The following is a 15,870-nucleotide window of genomic DNA, read 5'->3' as shown; positions in this document are numbered from 1 at the left end:
GGCATGGGTCAAAGCTACCATGGGACTTGACGTACTTCCACGTTCTGCCAAACTTGAGCCGGTCGCGTTCCGTACCGGCTCGTCCACGCCGCGGCCGGCACCGCGACCCCTCACTGTCCTGCGTGCGAAGGAACGTCATGAAGCTGCTACACACCTCCGACTGGCACCTAGGTGCGACGCTGTACCGCCAATCCCGGGCACCAGACCACGACCAGGTCATCGCGGAAATCACGGAGGTGGCACGCGCGTTCGGCCCAGATCTGATCTGCCATACGGGCGACCTGTTTGACCGGGCCCGCCCAGCAACCGAGGACATCACCCGGGCGGGGCATGCTCTGCGTGAGCTCGCGTCGATCGCCCCGGTCGTCGTTGTGTGCGGCAATCACGACTCCGCCAGCCTGCTGGACGCGCTCAACCTCTACATGCGCATCTCGGGCGGGGTCCAAAGGGTCCACTTCGTGGCCAAGGTCCGGGCCCCGCAGGATGGCGTCCTGCAGTTCCCCACCCGAAGCGGCCACACCGTGCGGCTGGCCGCTCTACCGTTCCAGCACGCCCACCTGATGACCGACGCCTTCGGCGACCCGGCCAGCTGGGGCACCGACTACCTCACGCAGGTACGCGGCATCGAGGCCGCACTGGGCAGGGCACTGCTCACGAACTTCAACCCGACGACAGACATCGCCGTCTTCGCAGCGCACCTGTACGTCGGAGGCGCGACGCACAGCGGCAGCGAGCGCGGGATGCACATCGACGCCACCTACTCGACCGATCTCGACACGGTCCCGGCCGTGAGCTACGCGGCGTTCGGCCACCTCCACAGGCCGCAGGCACTCCCGGGCAGGAACGTCGTCGGCCGCTACGCCGGCTCGCCGATCGCGTTGGACTTCGGCGAGATCCATGAGACGAAGAGCGTGGTTCTGGTCGAAGCGGAGCCGGGCACGCCGGCTCGTGTCGAAACCGTCCCTCTCAGTGCTGGCCGGCGGTTGTCCAAGTTCCACGGCACCCTGGAGCAGCTCGAGGCCATCGCTAGCGAAATCGACGACGACCTGTGCGTGATCACAGTCGAGACGCCCACCCACCTGCCCACCCTGACCGAACAGGTGCGGCGCATGCTGCCCCGCGCAACCCTGCTCGATGTCTCGCCCGCACGCTCGGACCTGTCGATCGACATCGTCACCGCGGACCAGGTGGAGGTCGACGCGGAGCCCAGCCTTCGGGAGATGTTCGCCGAGTTCCTCGCCGAGCGCGGCAGCCGCGCGGCCAGCCCCCAGATCGTCCTCGACGCCTTCAGCAGGATCCTCGGGGCCATTGAGGAAGACCGCGATCCGGTGTTCGACGAGGAGGCCCTGCTCACCGCAGCGGCGCCAACCGACGGTGCGGAGGTGTCAGCATGAGGCCGCTGTCCCTGAGCCTGCGTGGACTGCGCTCGTACCTGGCCGAGCAGGAGATCGACTTCTCTTCGGTCGGTCTCATCGCCATCCACGGCGACACCGGCGCCGGGAAATCCTCGCTACTCGAGGCTCTGTACTTCGCCCTGTATGGCGGATCAACCTGGGACGGGCGTAACGCCAGCGAGCTGATCGCCGACGGTGCAGCCACGATGCGGGTGCGGCTCACGTTCCGGTGCGCCGACAAGACCTGGCAGGTCACGCGGACCATCTCCCGTTCGTCGTCACCACCATCACGCCACGAGCTGCTCTGCCTGGACGACGGTACGCGTCACGACTCCAGGACAGAAGTCAATACCGTCATCGAGAAGATGATCGGCCTTGACTATCGCGCGTTCCTGAAGACCGTGATCCTGCCGCAGGGCCGGTTCCAGGCGCTGCTGTACGCCACCCCCAAGGACCGGACCGAAATCCTCAAGAGCGTCCTTGGTCTCGACCAACTCGACACGATTCGGAACACGGCGCAGATCTCCCACGAACGCCTGCACCACCTGCTTACGCAGCGCATCATCGAACGCCAGAAGCTGCTCGATGATCCGCCCGCCGCCGCGGCGGCGGCGACCCGGCGGCTTCATGACGCAGGCCAACGCGAAGCCCAGTTCACCGATGCTCGTGACACCGCCCGCGGCGCCGCGGCCCGGCGCGACGGACTCCTCGCCCGCGCGACCGCTGCCGGACGCCAAGAAGAGCTGCTCCAGGCCGCGAGACAGCCCACGGCGGCTGCTGTTCTTGGGGCGCTCGCCAGTCTCGAGAAGGAGATCCGCGGCGAACAGAAGACGTGCCAGGACGCCACGACCGAGTGGCAGAGACGCGAAGGCGCGCTGCAGGACACCGTCGATGAGGCTGAAAGGCAAGGCCGCGGGCCGTCGATCCTTCCGCGAGCGATCGCCATCGTCGAGACGGCACGCGAACAGCTCCCGAACATCGATACGGACCGCAACCGGATAGAGGCTGCCGACCTGCGGCTCGCAGAGGACCGTCGCGTCGTCGATGAGCACGCGGCCGGCCTCGTGGAGCGGGCCACTGTCGTTGGCGAGGCCGAGGAGGCTGCACGGTCCGCCGCGGACTCGGTGGCTGCGTCCAGGGAACTCGTCGCGAGCCAGCTCGCCGTCGTCGCCTCCGCGCAGAGCTTGCGGATTGCCCTGCACGGCACCGAGAGCGAGGTCGAAGGCGCTCGTCTTCGCATCAAGCAGGCTGAGGCCGCGATGGAGGAGAGCGCAGCACAGCTCGGCGCGGCCAAGGAGAGGCAGATCGCCGCCGACCAGGTACTCGAAGCGGTCATGCGATCCAACAGCGCCGCTCACGCCGCAGCGGCCTGCCAGCCGGGGCAGCCGTGTCCAGTCTGCAGCCGCGACCTTCCAATCACCTTCCAACCACCTCCTGAACGCGAGGTGGGCGAGGCCCGAGCCGTGCTGGCCACCGCGACCGCCGCCGCGAAGGAGATTGAGGGTCGGCATGGCGCCGCAGTTCTCAGCCGCCGGAACGCCATCGAGGATGTTGAGCGGCTGGAACCACGCGCAGTCGCAGAGCGCCAGAAGCTGGCCCTGGTAGTCGATCGGCTCGCCCCGCAGCTGAGAGCAGTCGACCTCGACCAGCCTGCCGATGCGGTCGTGCTACCGCTCCTAACTATCTGTGTCGCCGAGGAGGAGGGCCTGGAGGAACAGGGCAAAGTGGCGGCTGCTTCGCGGGAGAGCCTGGCCGTTGAGGCTGCGAAGGTGGACCAGAGCCGTCGAGCGCTCGCTGGACGGCAGGACAGCTTGACCGCAGACCGTCTCGCTCTTGATCAACGCCTCCGCGCATCAGTGGGAAAGCTGGAGGAACTGCCCGAGCTCTGGCGCCTCGACCCGGTCACCGTCGAGGGCCTGGACCTGCTGCTCGGCACCGCGCGCGAATGGGAGGTGGAACTCAAGGCGGTCACTGATCAGTTGACCGCCGCACGAGCGCAGATAGGCGAGCTTGGTGACCTGCAAGCCCGCCTCGACACGCGGCATCTCACCGAGGTGGAAAGACCCGTTACAAAGCTCCTCCACGCGCTCGACGAGCTGGTTCGGCGCGCCAGCGAGACCGCCCTCCTCGTTGGCCACCAGCCGCCACCACCGCGCTCCCCAGACGACGAGTTGCCCACGTCCGTAACCTGGGCCGCGGCTCTTGAGGACACCGTCGCCGTTCTGCTGCGCGCGGCGCGCGACGAAGCGGCTACCGCCACGTCCCAGGCCCGGCAAGCTGACGACGAGATCACCGAAGTCCTGTCCGCTGCCGGGGTGGATGCGATGGAGCAGTTCGACAGACTCATCATCGAAGCCGCAGCCGCAGCGATGGTGGCCCAGACGGACCTCGACCGTGCGGAGCGCGAGACACCGATCGCCTCAGATCTGGACCGGCGGATCGAGGCCGCGACCCCGCTCGTCGACGCCCTCCGCGAACTGTCCACGCTGTTGGCCGCGGGCCGCTTCCAAGCCGCGGTGGTCGCGCGCCGGCAGCGGGCCCTCCTCGGACTGGCTACCGACCAGCTGCTGGCCATGACCGCCGGGCGGTTCGCGTTCTCCCCCGACTTCCGCATCATCGACCGGCACACGTCGCAGCCACGTGACGGACGGACGCTCTCCGGCGGAGAGACATTCCTGGCCAGCCTGGCGCTGGCGCTGGCGGTCGTCGACCTCGCTGGACGTGCCGGTGGACGCGCCGACGCTCTTCTGCTCGACGAGGGATTCGGCTCTCTCGACGCCGACACCCTCGCTGAGGCACTCGCTGCCCTGTCGCGACAGACCCTGGGCGGACGGCTCGTCGCCGTCATCAGCCACATGCGAGCCGTGGCCGAGAACATCGGTGACGTGCTCCTCGTGACCCGTGACGAATCCGGAAGCCAGGCGCACTGGGCCTCCATGTTGGAGCGGGGCCGGCTCGTCGACGAGGACCTCGACGGGGGACTCCTGCCATGACCCCCAACGGGCCGCTCCAGCCGCACAGGCGCGAAGCCGTAGTGGGCGCGCATCGATGGTGCAGCGAAGCGCCAATATCCCGACGGGCTGTCGTACCCATCTGTAATCCTTATGTGGCGGAGGGCGGTCGGCCGCAGGGGGGGTCATGAGAAGCGACTGGTGGCGGGGCATCGAGCCCGATATGTGGCGTTTTGTCGGCGAGCCACTCGGCGAGGCGCGCGAGGACTACGCGGCGATCCTCTCCGCCCTCCTGCGGCTCAGTGGTTCCGCGCCGATGTCCACGATGCGAGACATCGCCGAGCAGATGCGGCGGGACGGATACGGCGAGCCGATGCCCGCCGAGCAGCTGCGCTCCCGGCTGGACGGCCTGGTCCAGATGCGGCTCGTCCTGCCGTTCCTGAGCCCGACGGCCGCCCGGGAGGACCTGCGCGATGGCCACCGTCGCCAGGAAGCGTGGTCGCTGAGCAAGAAGGGCCGCATCATCGTGCGGTCGGTCCGCGACGCGATCAATGACCTTGACCGCGTGCTCGCCCTGCCACCGCAATTGATCGAGTCCATTCAGGACACACTGCGCGAGCTCCTCCTCCACCTCGACGAGGGACCGATGCGGGTGGCACTCGATCTCACGCACGTGCGATCGCATCTGGGCCAGCTGCTCGACGCCGCAGGCGACTACTACGACGCGATGCGGATGCTCAACCAGCAGGATGTCACCGACGACGAAGTATTCAGCGAGAGCCGCGCCCGGATCATGCTCGTGCTCCGCCAGTTCGTTCAGCACACCCAGGCAGGGCTCGCGCCGTTGCGGCGCAGCTTGCAGGACGTCCGCGCCACGGGCTACGCCGTCATCGCGGAGGCCGCCGCCCCGGGAATCGGGGCGATGGCACCCGGCGGTACAGCAGCGTGGATCGACGACGCCGTCGCGGATCTGGAGAGCCTCGATGCCTGGTTCAGCTCCGGCGGAAACATCGACAGGATCATCGACTCTGCGCTGTACGCGATCGACGCATTGCTGTCGGCCATCACGCGTCGCTACTACGCGTCCAACCGCACCAGTGACCTGGCAGCGGACTTCCACGAGCTAGCCCGGCTGCTACACGCACAGGAATCCGCAGAGGACGCCGACGGGGTGTTCGCTGCCGCGACCGGGCTGTGGGCGGCGCAGCATCCGCAGGTCACGATCGACGATGACGACGTCCTGCCCGCGGCCATCACAGCAGCCGCCCCGCGTGAAGCAGTATCCGTGAGCCTGCGTGGCCGGGCCAGCAGCGCGGCGGCGCCTCGCGCGCCGCGGCGGATGGAAAACCTGGAGCTCTCTCGTCAAGCGGAGGAGCAGGCGGCGACTGCGGAGCTGGCGCGGCTCGCGGAACTCTCAGCCGGACTGGTAACGCCCGGCATGGTGGGGCTGGCGCACTTCGCCGAGATCGACGGTGCTCACCTGGAGGTCCTGGTTGCCCTCCTCGAAGAGGCGTTGGACAGCTACGACGCCGATCTGGGCTTCGGCGAGGCACTTACGCTCCGCTGTCGTATGCGGCTCACGACCGGAAGACCCGGCCAGGTGGTCACGATCCCGACAACCGAGGGCACGCTGACAGCGCCTGACGTACGAGTTGAGATATCCCCCGTAGGCGCACCGGCGACCCTGGTACGTCGATGACCGATGTCGAGGACCTCCTCGTTGACGACGATGACGACACGCTCACCGATCTGACACCGGTCATCGCAGCGCTGCTGCGCAAACCGTTCCTCACCGAGGAGACGGAGCCCGACCTCTACCGCCAGGCCCGTCTCCACGAGAACGACCTTCGGCAATGGTTCCAGGCGATCTTGGGATGGCGCCTCAAGGTCTCGACCTTCGGCCGGTACGTCCGCCTGTTCAAGCGTCGCGACCGACCGCCCACCGACCGGAGCCCCCTGCCCAGCGAGCACGCAGGCAGCCCGTCGAAGCTCGCCCTCATCCTGCTGTGCCTGGCCGCCGAGCAACTCTGGCGCCGCCCAGAGATCACTTTTGGCGACCTACAGCGCGAAGTCATCCGCACCTGCGCGGCCGAGTCGAGCCGCGGCGACCTGCCGGCCTTCAACGTCGTTACCCAGGCAGGCGAGCCGCGGGCGCGAGCGGAACAGCATCGCCGCGCGTTCGTCGAGGCGCTTGAGCTCCTGCAGGAGTGGCGGATCATCACGTGTGACGGACCGCTGGCTGCGACTGGCACAGCAGCCGCCAACGACGTCGTGATCACCTGCAACCCTGAGCGGCTCAACGACCTGCTAGCGGCACCGGCCATCTCCCAGCTACAGATCGACATCGGCGAGCCGCGGACGCACATCGCGAAACTGTGCGAGGACCAGCAAGACCTACCTAAGCATGTGTCCGAGAACCAACGCGACCTTCAGCGACGGCACCGCGCTCTGCGAACAGTGATCGACGACGCGGTCGTTGTCCTCGACGGTGTCCGCAGCGAGGCACGCTACCTGGCCTCGCCCGGCGGACGCAGACAGGCGCTGAACGCGACTCTCACCGCCGGGCTGACGTGTATCGTCCGCCGCGACCTGTGGCTTACGGGCGACCCGGACCGGCGCAGCACCGATCTCGAGTTCCCCCAGCCGCGGTCCCTCGCCGGCCAGGCCGCGCTGCTCATCGTGCACTGGCTGAACACCGACGACTCCGCTGCGCCTCTCCCAGTGGACGCATTCCAGGCCGTCATCGAAGGGGCCAAAGCCGACAACGCCGAGTGGGCCCGCTCCTACCGGTCCACCGCGGCGCTCAAGACCCTCACCAGGGAAGCCATCGCCATCCTGGTCGCCGCCGGAGTCCTAACCCCGACCAGCGACCGACCACGCCTGTGGACTCCGACCGGCGCTCATGCCTACTGGCGGGTGCGGGTCACGGCCGCCGACCCACACGACGAACAGCCACTTCTCGCCGACAATCTCTTCGACCAGCAGGACGGCACCAGTGACCAACCCCAGTGAGAACCGCGTCGACGTCACGCTCTTCGACGTCGGCACCGGCGCCACCAACGCCCTCACCGTCGACGCGCTGCCGACCGCGGTCGGACGCTGGCAACCCGTGCGCGCGGGCGTGGTCAACTCCTGGGCATGGGTCGATGAGCAGTTTCTGTTCCACGACGGCTGGAGCGCCCTCGTCGGCCCCAACGGCTCAGGCAAGTCACTGACAAGCGGCCAGTGGTTCCCCACCCTGATCGACGGGGACACCAGCACCTCAGCCCTGTCCATGTCGCAACGCGGTGCCGGAACCCTGGCCGAGCGCCATCACAACCGAACCCCCGGCAGGGAGAAGACCGGAGCCTGGTGGCTTGAGTTCGGATTCCAAACCCCAGACGGGGATCTGCGGTGGATGACTCTCGGCCTCTGGATCCGCTGGCGAGGCCAGAAATCCGAAGCGCTGGAGCGGGTCTGGTTCGTCACATCACGTCGGGTCGGCGTCGACCTTCACCTGCAGTCAGAGGGCGATCCCGTCGACATCGACGGATTGTGCGAACAACTGCCTCCGGGCGACGCGCAGATCTTTACCAGCCAGGAACGGCTGCTGAAGGCGGCGAGCAAGCACGGCGCCGCGGTCAACGAGGAGGCCGCCTACGCCGATGCGGTCCGTCTAGAACTCTTTCCCGGCACCGACCGCGATCAAATGGCCGCGTTGACCACTGTGCTGCGGGCCCTGCGCAGCGTCCGCGTCAACGACCGCATGACCGCCGCCGAGATGCAGGACACGCTCACCTCAGCCCTGCCGGCGGTCCCGACCCAGTACGTCGAGCTACTGGCGAAGAACCTCGCCCAGTCCAACGACTTGCTCGACAAGGTCAACAAGGCCAAGCAGGAGCATGAGCTGCTGAACAGGCTGTCCAAGGCCTACGGCCGCTACGCGGATACCGCCGCGGCAGCTACCGCGCATGCGCTGCTCGACGCTCATGGCGCGGTGGAGCGAGTGGAGCGCGACACGGCCCGGCTGACCGACGAAACGGCGGATTACCAAGGCCGGCTCCACCGCGCGACGGCAGCCAAAATCGCCGCCGACGAGCACCTGACCAAACTGAGGAGCACCGGGGAGGCGCTGTCGCGCCGCCTTGACGGCCACCCCGGCAGTCACCTGCCCGCACTCGCCCTCGCGGTGGAGGCCGCGCACGACACAGCCAGGCTCGCGACCGAGACTGCCAAGCAGCGACGCGAGGAAGCCGAGCAAGCCAGGCGCGATGAGCACACGGCCGTCGAGGCGTTCGACTCGACGCGCCGTCACTTGGTAAGCGTCATGGCCTCGGTGCGCAGACACTCGAACGAGGTCAGCGCGGAGATCCTCGCCGAGCCATTCCAAACCGCGGCCGACGTGGTCACATCTGACCTCGGACAACCCGAAACCCTCGTCGAGGAGGACCTCCACGCGGTCGCTGAGCCTGGCAAGACGTGGGTCCAGCACCGCGAGACAGTCATTCGCCAGGTTGGTAGTGCCCTCGCCCACGTCGGAGTCCGCGAGGGTGTCCAGGCACAAGCGAGTGCCAGACATACGGCGGCGGCGGACGCGGTCAGCGCGGCGGAACCTGGCCTCAGCGCGTGTAAGGCGCAGGTGGCAGGCGCCCACGAGCAGGCAGCGCGGGCGTTGCGGGCGTTCACCGAGGCGCACAGTCCGGTCCTCGGTCCCGTGCCAATGCATTTGCTCGCCCTCATGCCGATCGACCCAGACGCGGTCACCGCGTGGGCGGACCAGGCGTTGCAGAGCGCTGTCAGCCGTATCGACTGGGCAGGGGCCATCGCACGGCACGACACGGCGCGCACGGCGGCCGGATCCGCCAGAGAGCACCTCGAGGAAGCACTAGGGGTCACCGCGACCGCAGCTGGCCGGCTTCAAGCTGCGACGGCCGCGATCAAAGAGACAATCACAGCATTGCCGTCACCACCGCGGGCTGTTCTGCAGTGGATCGACACGCTCGACGCGGTCGACCTCGGTCTGGGCTCTTCCTTCAGCGGGCTGCCTCATGGGGACGCAGCCGTACAGGAGGCAGCCGACCGGGCCGAGATACTGCGCCAGGCAGCACAGGCATTGGCCATAGCGGTCCAGCTCCGCGACCGTGCCACCACCGAGGCCGAGATCGCCGCAGAGGCAGCCGCAGAACTGGCGCGGGTCGTAGGGCGCCATGCCCATCAGCGGTCCCGCCTCGACAACGCAGTCGCCGCATACACCGAAAACGTGACGAACTGGTCGGTGTCGTTGCAGATCCTCGCCCTCGAGCCGCAGGAGATCCCCGAAGAATCCGACGCCCGAGAGGGAGACCTCTACGCGTTTCGGACCCAGATCGCCACCGTCGCCCGCGACAGGGCGGAGTCCCCACTGCGCGAAGCGCTGGAAGCCGCCAGACGTGACGTACGCAGCCTGGAGGAGCAGCTACGGGCACTCAACGAGGAGATCACGAAGGCAGAATCAGAGGAGCTACCGCCTTCGGCTCCGCCTTGGCGCGCTGACCGCGCCGGACGCGAGGGCGCACCCCTCTGGGCGCTAGTGGACTTCGCACCCGACCTGCCCGAGAGGGAACGCGCCGTGGTCGAGGGCACGCTGCTCACCGCGGGCATCCTCGACGCCTGGCTGGATCCCAGCAGCAACGCGATCGCCGGCGAGGTGCTGCTACGCCCCGGCGATCCCGCCGACGGTCGCACCCTCGCGGATGTCCTGATCGCTCAGCCCACCGACACGATCGGCGCCGAGTTCATCACAGGTGTCCTCGCGCAGATCGGTTACAACACGGACGCTACCGCCAACGACATCGCCGTCATCGGTGACCAACTGCGAACGGCTTGGGCTACGGCCTCAGCCCCCGGCGGCTGGCAGCCGCAGTTCATCGGTGCGACCGCACGCGCCGAGCAACGGCGACGCCTGCTGGAACAACTCCACGGACGGCGTCTTACGCTCACTCAGGAGATCAAGGCCGCGTGCGCAAGGTTCGACACAGCCAAAGATCACATCGAAATCCTTGTACGCGAGGCGGTCCTGCCCGACTTCAGCGACCTGCTCGCGGAGCGGACCGCGCTCGCAGAGACGCAGACCGCGCTCACCGTCGCGACCGCGACCCACGACGCTGCCGCGCAGCGCGCACGCGGGAGCCACGACGACGCACAGGCCGCGGACGGCTTGGCCGCAGACGTCTGCGAGCAGGCATCCGCGCCCGCCGACCCAGACGGCGTTGCCGCGGCTGTGGTCGCCTGCGCCGCCTTGCTCCAGCACCTACACCCCAGCCGCAGTCGGGCCGAAGCGGTTGCCCGCGCGCTGGATGACCAAGCCCACTGGGCAGAGGCAAAGCGACTGGCAGACGAGGCTGCAGAGACCGCGCAGGAAGCCGCAGACGAAGCAGGCTCCCGAGATGGTCAGGCGCACCAGGCCCGGGATGACCTGCCTCCCTTGGGTGATCTACGCGATGCCCTCGCTCTGCTCGACGAAGCGGAGAAGCAATTCGAGCGGGTATCCGCAGACGAAGCCCGCGCACGCGGCGACCTGGAGGAATGCCAGGACGCTACTGAGGAAGCACGACGGCTATGCCGCGCCGCCGCCACGACCAAGGACGGACGCCGGCTGCCGCTGAACGAAAGCGACCTCGACGAGTTCAGCGGCGCCGTCGGACGGTTCGCGAAGTCCATCGAGGGATGGAGCAGCGCCGCCGAGCGGACAATCTTGATTCGTCGCCAGGCGCAGGCTGCGCGAGGCGCCGCCACCACCGCCTCCGAGCGAGCAGACAGCGCGACCGAGACCGAACGAAAGACGACCGCGCACGCCGGCACCGAGCAGCACAGGCTCGACGAGGAACGCCGTGTACATGAGCAGTCGTTTCAGGAGCTGTTCGGCGAGCACGAGCACAACCGTACGGAGCAACAGAAGGCCAAGGACCTGGCCGCCCAAGAGGAGGCGAACGCCCGGGCCAGTGAACGACACCTCGCCGGCCTCGAAGTACGAGCAGACACGCTGGCAGAGAATCTCGATAGAACCCGCCAGGACCGGGCAGGCGCCTTCGACCGCCTCCTCGAACTGTTCGGCCATGGCCTGATCGCCGACGTCGAGGACGGCCTCAGCTACGAACGTCCCGATGACCTCGCCGCAGCAGTTACCGCGGCCGGGCGCCTCTCCCAGAGGGTGGCAGCAGGCAGCGTCCGCGAACAACTGCAGCGGGAGTCGACCAGGCTCGCGGGCGAGGTCCGCCCCGTGGCCGAGGTCTTCATCCGGATGGGCCGTCACATTAGCGAGGACCAGTTCGGCACGGGCGGGCTCCGCCGTATCGTCGTCGCCGAAAGCGACGCCACACTTGACACAGCAGGCCGGCTTCGGCCCCTCCGGCAGGCCATCGCGGACGTCGGCCGGCGGCTCGACGGCCTTCAGAAGGACTACGACGAAAAGCTCCGCACCGAGATCAAAGGCTCCCTCCTCACCCAGCTACGCACACAGATCGCCGCCCGCATAGACCTCGCCGAGCGCATCGTCACCGCCATCGACGCCACGCTCCAGGGCGTACGTACCGGCGTCGAGAGAGTCGGGGTCCGCCTCGGCTGGAAGCCACGGCTCGACGATCCCATCGCTCAGGAGGCGCGGCGCCACGTCCAAGCCGCCAACGTCGACGGCAACTTCGACGACATGTACGAGTTCTTCATCGCGCGACTGGCAGACGAGGAGACCGCGGAATCGGCGTCAGAGCGCACCGCGAGGGTCTTCGACTACCGCACCTGGTACACCTGGCACGTGGAGGTCACCCACAAGGCATTCTCCGACGAGGCACACCCCGGCGAGGTCTTCCGTGAAATCACCAAACGAAAGAATCCGCTGGACACGCTGTCGACGGGCGAGAAACGCCTGGCCAGCATGCTTCCGCTGCTCGCCGCAGTGAAGTCCTTCTACTCAACACCCGGATACATCGGGCCCCGGATGGCGTTCATAGACGAACTCGACGCGGCCGTGGACCAGACCAACATGCGCACCCTGCTCGCGCTCCTGCGCGACTGGGACCTCGATGTGCTAGCCACCCTGCCAACGATGGGCAAGTTGCTCGTTCCCGAACTGCGGACCACAGCCATTCACCAGATCATCAGGAGTGCGAGTGGCGCCCGGTTCGCCATGCCCTACATCTGGCGCGGCGCCGGCCTCCCCGAAGCCGTACGGATCTCCATCCCGGGACAGGCTGCCCGGACCTCCGACGACGTCACCGACGACCTACGGTGAGCGACCTTCACGACCCGGAGGTGCGACCGCTCTGGGAAGCCATCCGAGACCGCTGGGTCGCCACCGGGGACCTCACGGCAATCAAGAGCGTGCGCGTCACCCTGAGCGGCACGGGTCTCGCTCGCATCAACGGATGGCTCGCCTACGCGCCGAGCACCACACGCGGGACTCGCCGCCCCCGCCTGACGGCGCGAGACGGGCGCGTCACGGTACCAATCGACCGCGTTCTGGAAGCCCTCGGGCCAACCATCGAGCTGGCCGACATCCTGCAGACGACCGTCGGCATCCCAGAAGTGCTGCAGCCCAACCGCCGGCTCGCCGCGATGAAGGCCGACGTGTGGGCCTACGCCCACTCGGTGCTACCTGGCGCGCCTCAGCTCCTTGCGTACCTGCGCGCAGGTGGCCTGTCCGAGAACTCGGTCGAGGACCGCCGCCGCCTCATCGACGCTCTGGCCCGCGCCCACACGCTCCTACCGCTCGACCGTCCGGTTCCCCTGCCCCGGCTGTCGCTCTACTGCGCCGGTGATCCCCACTACTTCGACCTCAACCCGCCCGGCCAAGGCGCCAAGCTCGTCATGCTCGTTGCCGAGCTCACCGGCCAGCCGTTGAGCACGGCCATCGCGCCGAACAGCCGAGCCGCGCTCCTCGCGCGCTGTGGAATCCACGTGGACCGGATCAGCTCCACCGTCATCGGCTTCAACCTCGTTGCCACCGGCGACGGACCCATCGACGACGCTATACGCGCTGCCACAGCATCAAGGCGCCCTCTACACCTGAGCCTCTACGACTTGATCATGCATCGGCCGCACATTTCGCCAGCCAGGCCCGTCCTCGTCGTCGAGAATCCTTCGGTGATCGAGGAGGCCATCATCCGCGGATGCCAAGAACCCCTCGCATGCACATCGGGGTCCCTCGCGGCCGTAGACCACGAGTTCCTTCAATACCTCGCCGACGACGGCGTCCCAATTCTCTATAGTGGAGATCAGGACTCCTCTGGTGAGAATATTTCAGAACTCGTACGGACGCGATTTGGCGCGCGCGTCCTGAAGCCGGTACCCGCACAGTTCGGGGGCGGAGTTACTGAGACGCCCGTCTACCAGGAGAACGCCTCGTTCCTGGACCTTCTGCTGGGACCGGACTCGTCCGACCCGCTAGGTCCGATGGTGACATCCGATCTTCCAGTAGACGGTGCGAATTCTTGATTTCCAACGGTTAGTGCCCATCGCTGCCCCCAAGTTCGGAATGGTACACTGGCCCTGACTTATCGGGAGGACTAGCCATTCGCTCCAGCAGTGACTGCCGGGGCGTCCCCACGGCGGGCCTCATACGCCGACAAGTCAGAACTTTGCAGTCCCTGGACCTGTTCTCAACGCTGTCGCTGCTCCACCGTCGCCTCGGCAACACGACCGCGGCTCTCAGGCCCTGACCGACCCTCGGGATCAGGACCCCGCATCCAGGACCACCCGTCCTCAGAGGCGGCTAGGTCGACCTTCGGGGGCGACGGACGTCAGGCATCCCGACGCCACTGGCCTCGGGGCATCACCTCGGTAAGCGGGCCGCCGGCGTCGGCGTGTGTTCGTCCCGCGAGGACGTCGTCGATGGTTGCTGGTGATCTGCTGAACGCTTCCGCGAGGGTGGCGCGTGACTCGCCTTGGGCATGACGTTGCCGAATCGCACGAGCCTGGGCGTCGGTGAGCTGAGCGCGGGTGATCGGTCCGCCGACCGACGGGTGGGTCCGGCCGCTCGCCGTCTTGCGGACGGCGTCCTCGCTGACGCCGAGTCTCGCTGCGACCTCGCGGACCGTTTCACCGTCGGCGACCGCGTGCCTGATCTCCAACACGGTCTTCTCGGACATGCCGCGGCGTTGCGGGCGCACTCCGAGAGGGCCGCCGGCATCGGCGAAAGACCGCCCCTTGAGTGCGTCCGCGATGGTCTCGCGATCGACTCCGTAGGCAGCTGCGAGGCTCGTGATGGACTCCTGGCCGTCGTGATGGCGGTGTCGTATTTCGAGGGCGAGTTCCGCGTTCAGGAACCGTTTGACGGGCAGCTGACCGATGGGGCCGCCCGCGTCGAGACGGCTCGTACCCTCGAGCCAGTTTCCGATCGTGGAGACACTCACGTCGTATTGCTGGGCGAGGTCCGTGAGTTTGGGACGCTTGTCTTCGGCGACCGACCAGTAGGCGTGGCGCAGCGCGGCGATGTCGGCGTCCGAGATCTGGGCGGCGTGATGCTGCTCGCCACGTGGGACACGGCCGTCGGCCACGGTATCCGCCCGGTTCTCGGCGGCCGTTCCGATCTTCAAGTGGTCAGGGTTACAGCAAAGACTGTTCGCGCCGCCGGGGCACAGGTGACGGACGTGCTGCGCCGGCGACAGGTCCGACAGCTCCATCTTGTACCTGAGGACATAGGCGATGCGGTGGGCCGGTACCGCGTTGCGACCGTCCCAGCGCATCTGGCCGTAGTAGCCGCTGCTGTGCATGGTCTTGCCGGTCCAGGGCCAGCAGGCATCCGGCCCGCCTGCCTGATCGACCTGGGACCAGAACTCCGCGATTCGGGCGAGCTGCTCCAGCTCGGCGACGTTCCCAACTTCGATGATCCACCCGCCCTCTGGCGGTCTCACCGGATCGGTAACCTCGATGGGTCCCACCAGTCCAGCGCGTTCGGCGCGGAACCGGTCTTGCTTGTTCTCCGCGTCAGTCCCTTCCAGCAGGTGCGCCGGGTTGCAGCACGGGCGGTTGTTGCACAGATGCCGGATGACACGACCGCGCGGCGGACGGCTGGGTAGGCCGTTAGCCAGGGTGTAGGCCACGACGTGTGCCGACGGGCTTCCCACGAGAGCAGGCGCGGCCTGTCCGTACTCTCCGGGCGCGGCGCTGCGAAACGGCCAGCATTCATTGTCGCCGCTCCGTGCCGTCTGGTCCCAAAAGGCTGCGACGCCGGCGCGGCGACGTTCCGGAACTTCAGGCAGGCCATACCAGCGCCGCTCGTCGGTGAGTCCGGTCGGGCCACGCTGCAAGTCCGGGTACGTGTGCCCGCGCACGAGGTTGCTGATCGTTGCCGGCGAGACTTGATGCAATGCAGCTGCCTCAGCCTGCGTGCATCTACCCGCAGCAATATCATCGATGATCTTCTGTGCCTGCCTGTCCGTGAACAGGCCCCGGCCCGCCATCTACCCTCCGCCAGCGTAGGGCCTTCGCCCATGCGAATGACTTCGACCCAGATGTTTACCACCCGACCGGAACCATCCCCACAGGCGACCGGTCAGGCGGTAGCGCCTGAC

7 protein-coding genes are annotated in these 15,870 nt (G+C 67.7%); 6 read left to right on the top strand and 1 reads right to left on the bottom strand.

What is annotated here, in order from left to right:
• Positions 1-137 precede the first annotated feature (137 nt).
• From ND748_RS00255 to ND748_RS00230, 6 genes are all read left to right on the top strand, one after another.
• On the top strand, positions 138-1,394 hold the full coding sequence (locus ND748_RS00255; RefSeq protein ID WP_251743261.1) for an exonuclease SbcCD subunit D: 1,257 nt from the start codon (positions 138-140) through the stop codon (positions 1,392-1,394).
• Positions 1,391-4,387 (top strand): AAA family ATPase, encoded by a 2,997-nt coding sequence (locus ND748_RS00250; RefSeq protein ID WP_251743260.1) that lies wholly within the window; start codon positions 1,391-1,393, stop codon positions 4,385-4,387. The genes ND748_RS00255 and ND748_RS00250 overlap by 4 nt, the downstream gene beginning before the upstream one ends.
• 145 nt (positions 4,388-4,532) lie before the next feature.
• The gene (locus ND748_RS00245) at positions 4,533-6,044 is read left to right on the top strand and encodes a DUF2397 family protein (protein ID WP_251743259.1); all 1,512 of its coding nucleotides are present in this window, start codon (positions 4,533-4,535) and stop codon (positions 6,042-6,044) included.
• On the top strand, positions 6,041-7,357 hold the full coding sequence (locus ND748_RS00240) for a DUF2398 family protein (protein WP_251743258.1): 1,317 nt from the start codon (positions 6,041-6,043) through the stop codon (positions 7,355-7,357). Before ND748_RS00245 ends, ND748_RS00240 begins: the two co-directional genes overlap by 4 nt.
• Positions 7,341-12,590, top strand: coding sequence for an SbcC/MukB-like Walker B domain-containing protein (locus tag ND748_RS34395; protein WP_251743257.1), 5,250 nt, complete (start codon positions 7,341-7,343; stop codon positions 12,588-12,590). The genes ND748_RS00240 and ND748_RS34395 overlap by 17 nt, the downstream gene beginning before the upstream one ends.
• A complete protein-coding gene (locus ND748_RS00230) occupies positions 12,587-13,792 on the top strand; it encodes a DUF2399 domain-containing protein (RefSeq protein ID WP_251743256.1) in 1,206 nt (401 codons plus the stop codon). Before ND748_RS34395 ends, ND748_RS00230 begins: the two co-directional genes overlap by 4 nt.
• Positions 13,793-14,097: 305 nt before the next feature.
• On the opposite strand, the gene ND748_RS00225 is transcribed toward ND748_RS00230, so the two are convergent.
• A complete protein-coding gene (locus ND748_RS00225; RefSeq protein ID WP_251743255.1) occupies positions 14,098-15,759 on the bottom strand; it encodes an HNH endonuclease in 1,662 nt (553 codons plus the stop codon).
• Positions 15,760-15,870: the final 111 nt, after the last annotated feature.

The organism is Frankia sp. AiPs1, from assembly GCF_023716945.1.
Classification (GTDB): Bacteria; Actinomycetota; Actinomycetes; order Frankiales; family Frankiaceae; genus Frankia.
The sequence above is the reverse complement of the archived record's forward strand: the minus strand, read 5'-3'. Positions and strand labels throughout refer to the sequence as shown.

Excerpts from the sequence above, each read along its gene's own strand:
- ND748_RS00255 (WP_251743261.1), top strand. The coding sequence starts at position 138 with ATGAAGCTGCTACACACCTCCGACTGGCACCTAGGTGCGACGCTGTAC.
- ND748_RS00250 (WP_251743260.1), top strand. The coding sequence starts at position 1,391 with ATGAGGCCGCTGTCCCTGAGCCTGCGTGGACTGCGCTCGTACCTGGCC.
- ND748_RS00245 (WP_251743259.1), top strand. The coding sequence starts at position 4,533 with ATGAGAAGCGACTGGTGGCGGGGCATCGAGCCCGATATGTGGCGTTTT.
- ND748_RS00240 (WP_251743258.1), top strand. The coding sequence starts at position 6,041 with ATGACCGATGTCGAGGACCTCCTCGTTGACGACGATGACGACACGCTC.
- ND748_RS00225 (WP_251743255.1), bottom strand. The coding sequence starts at position 15,759 with ATGGCGGGCCGGGGCCTGTTCACGGACAGGCAGGCACAGAAGATCATC.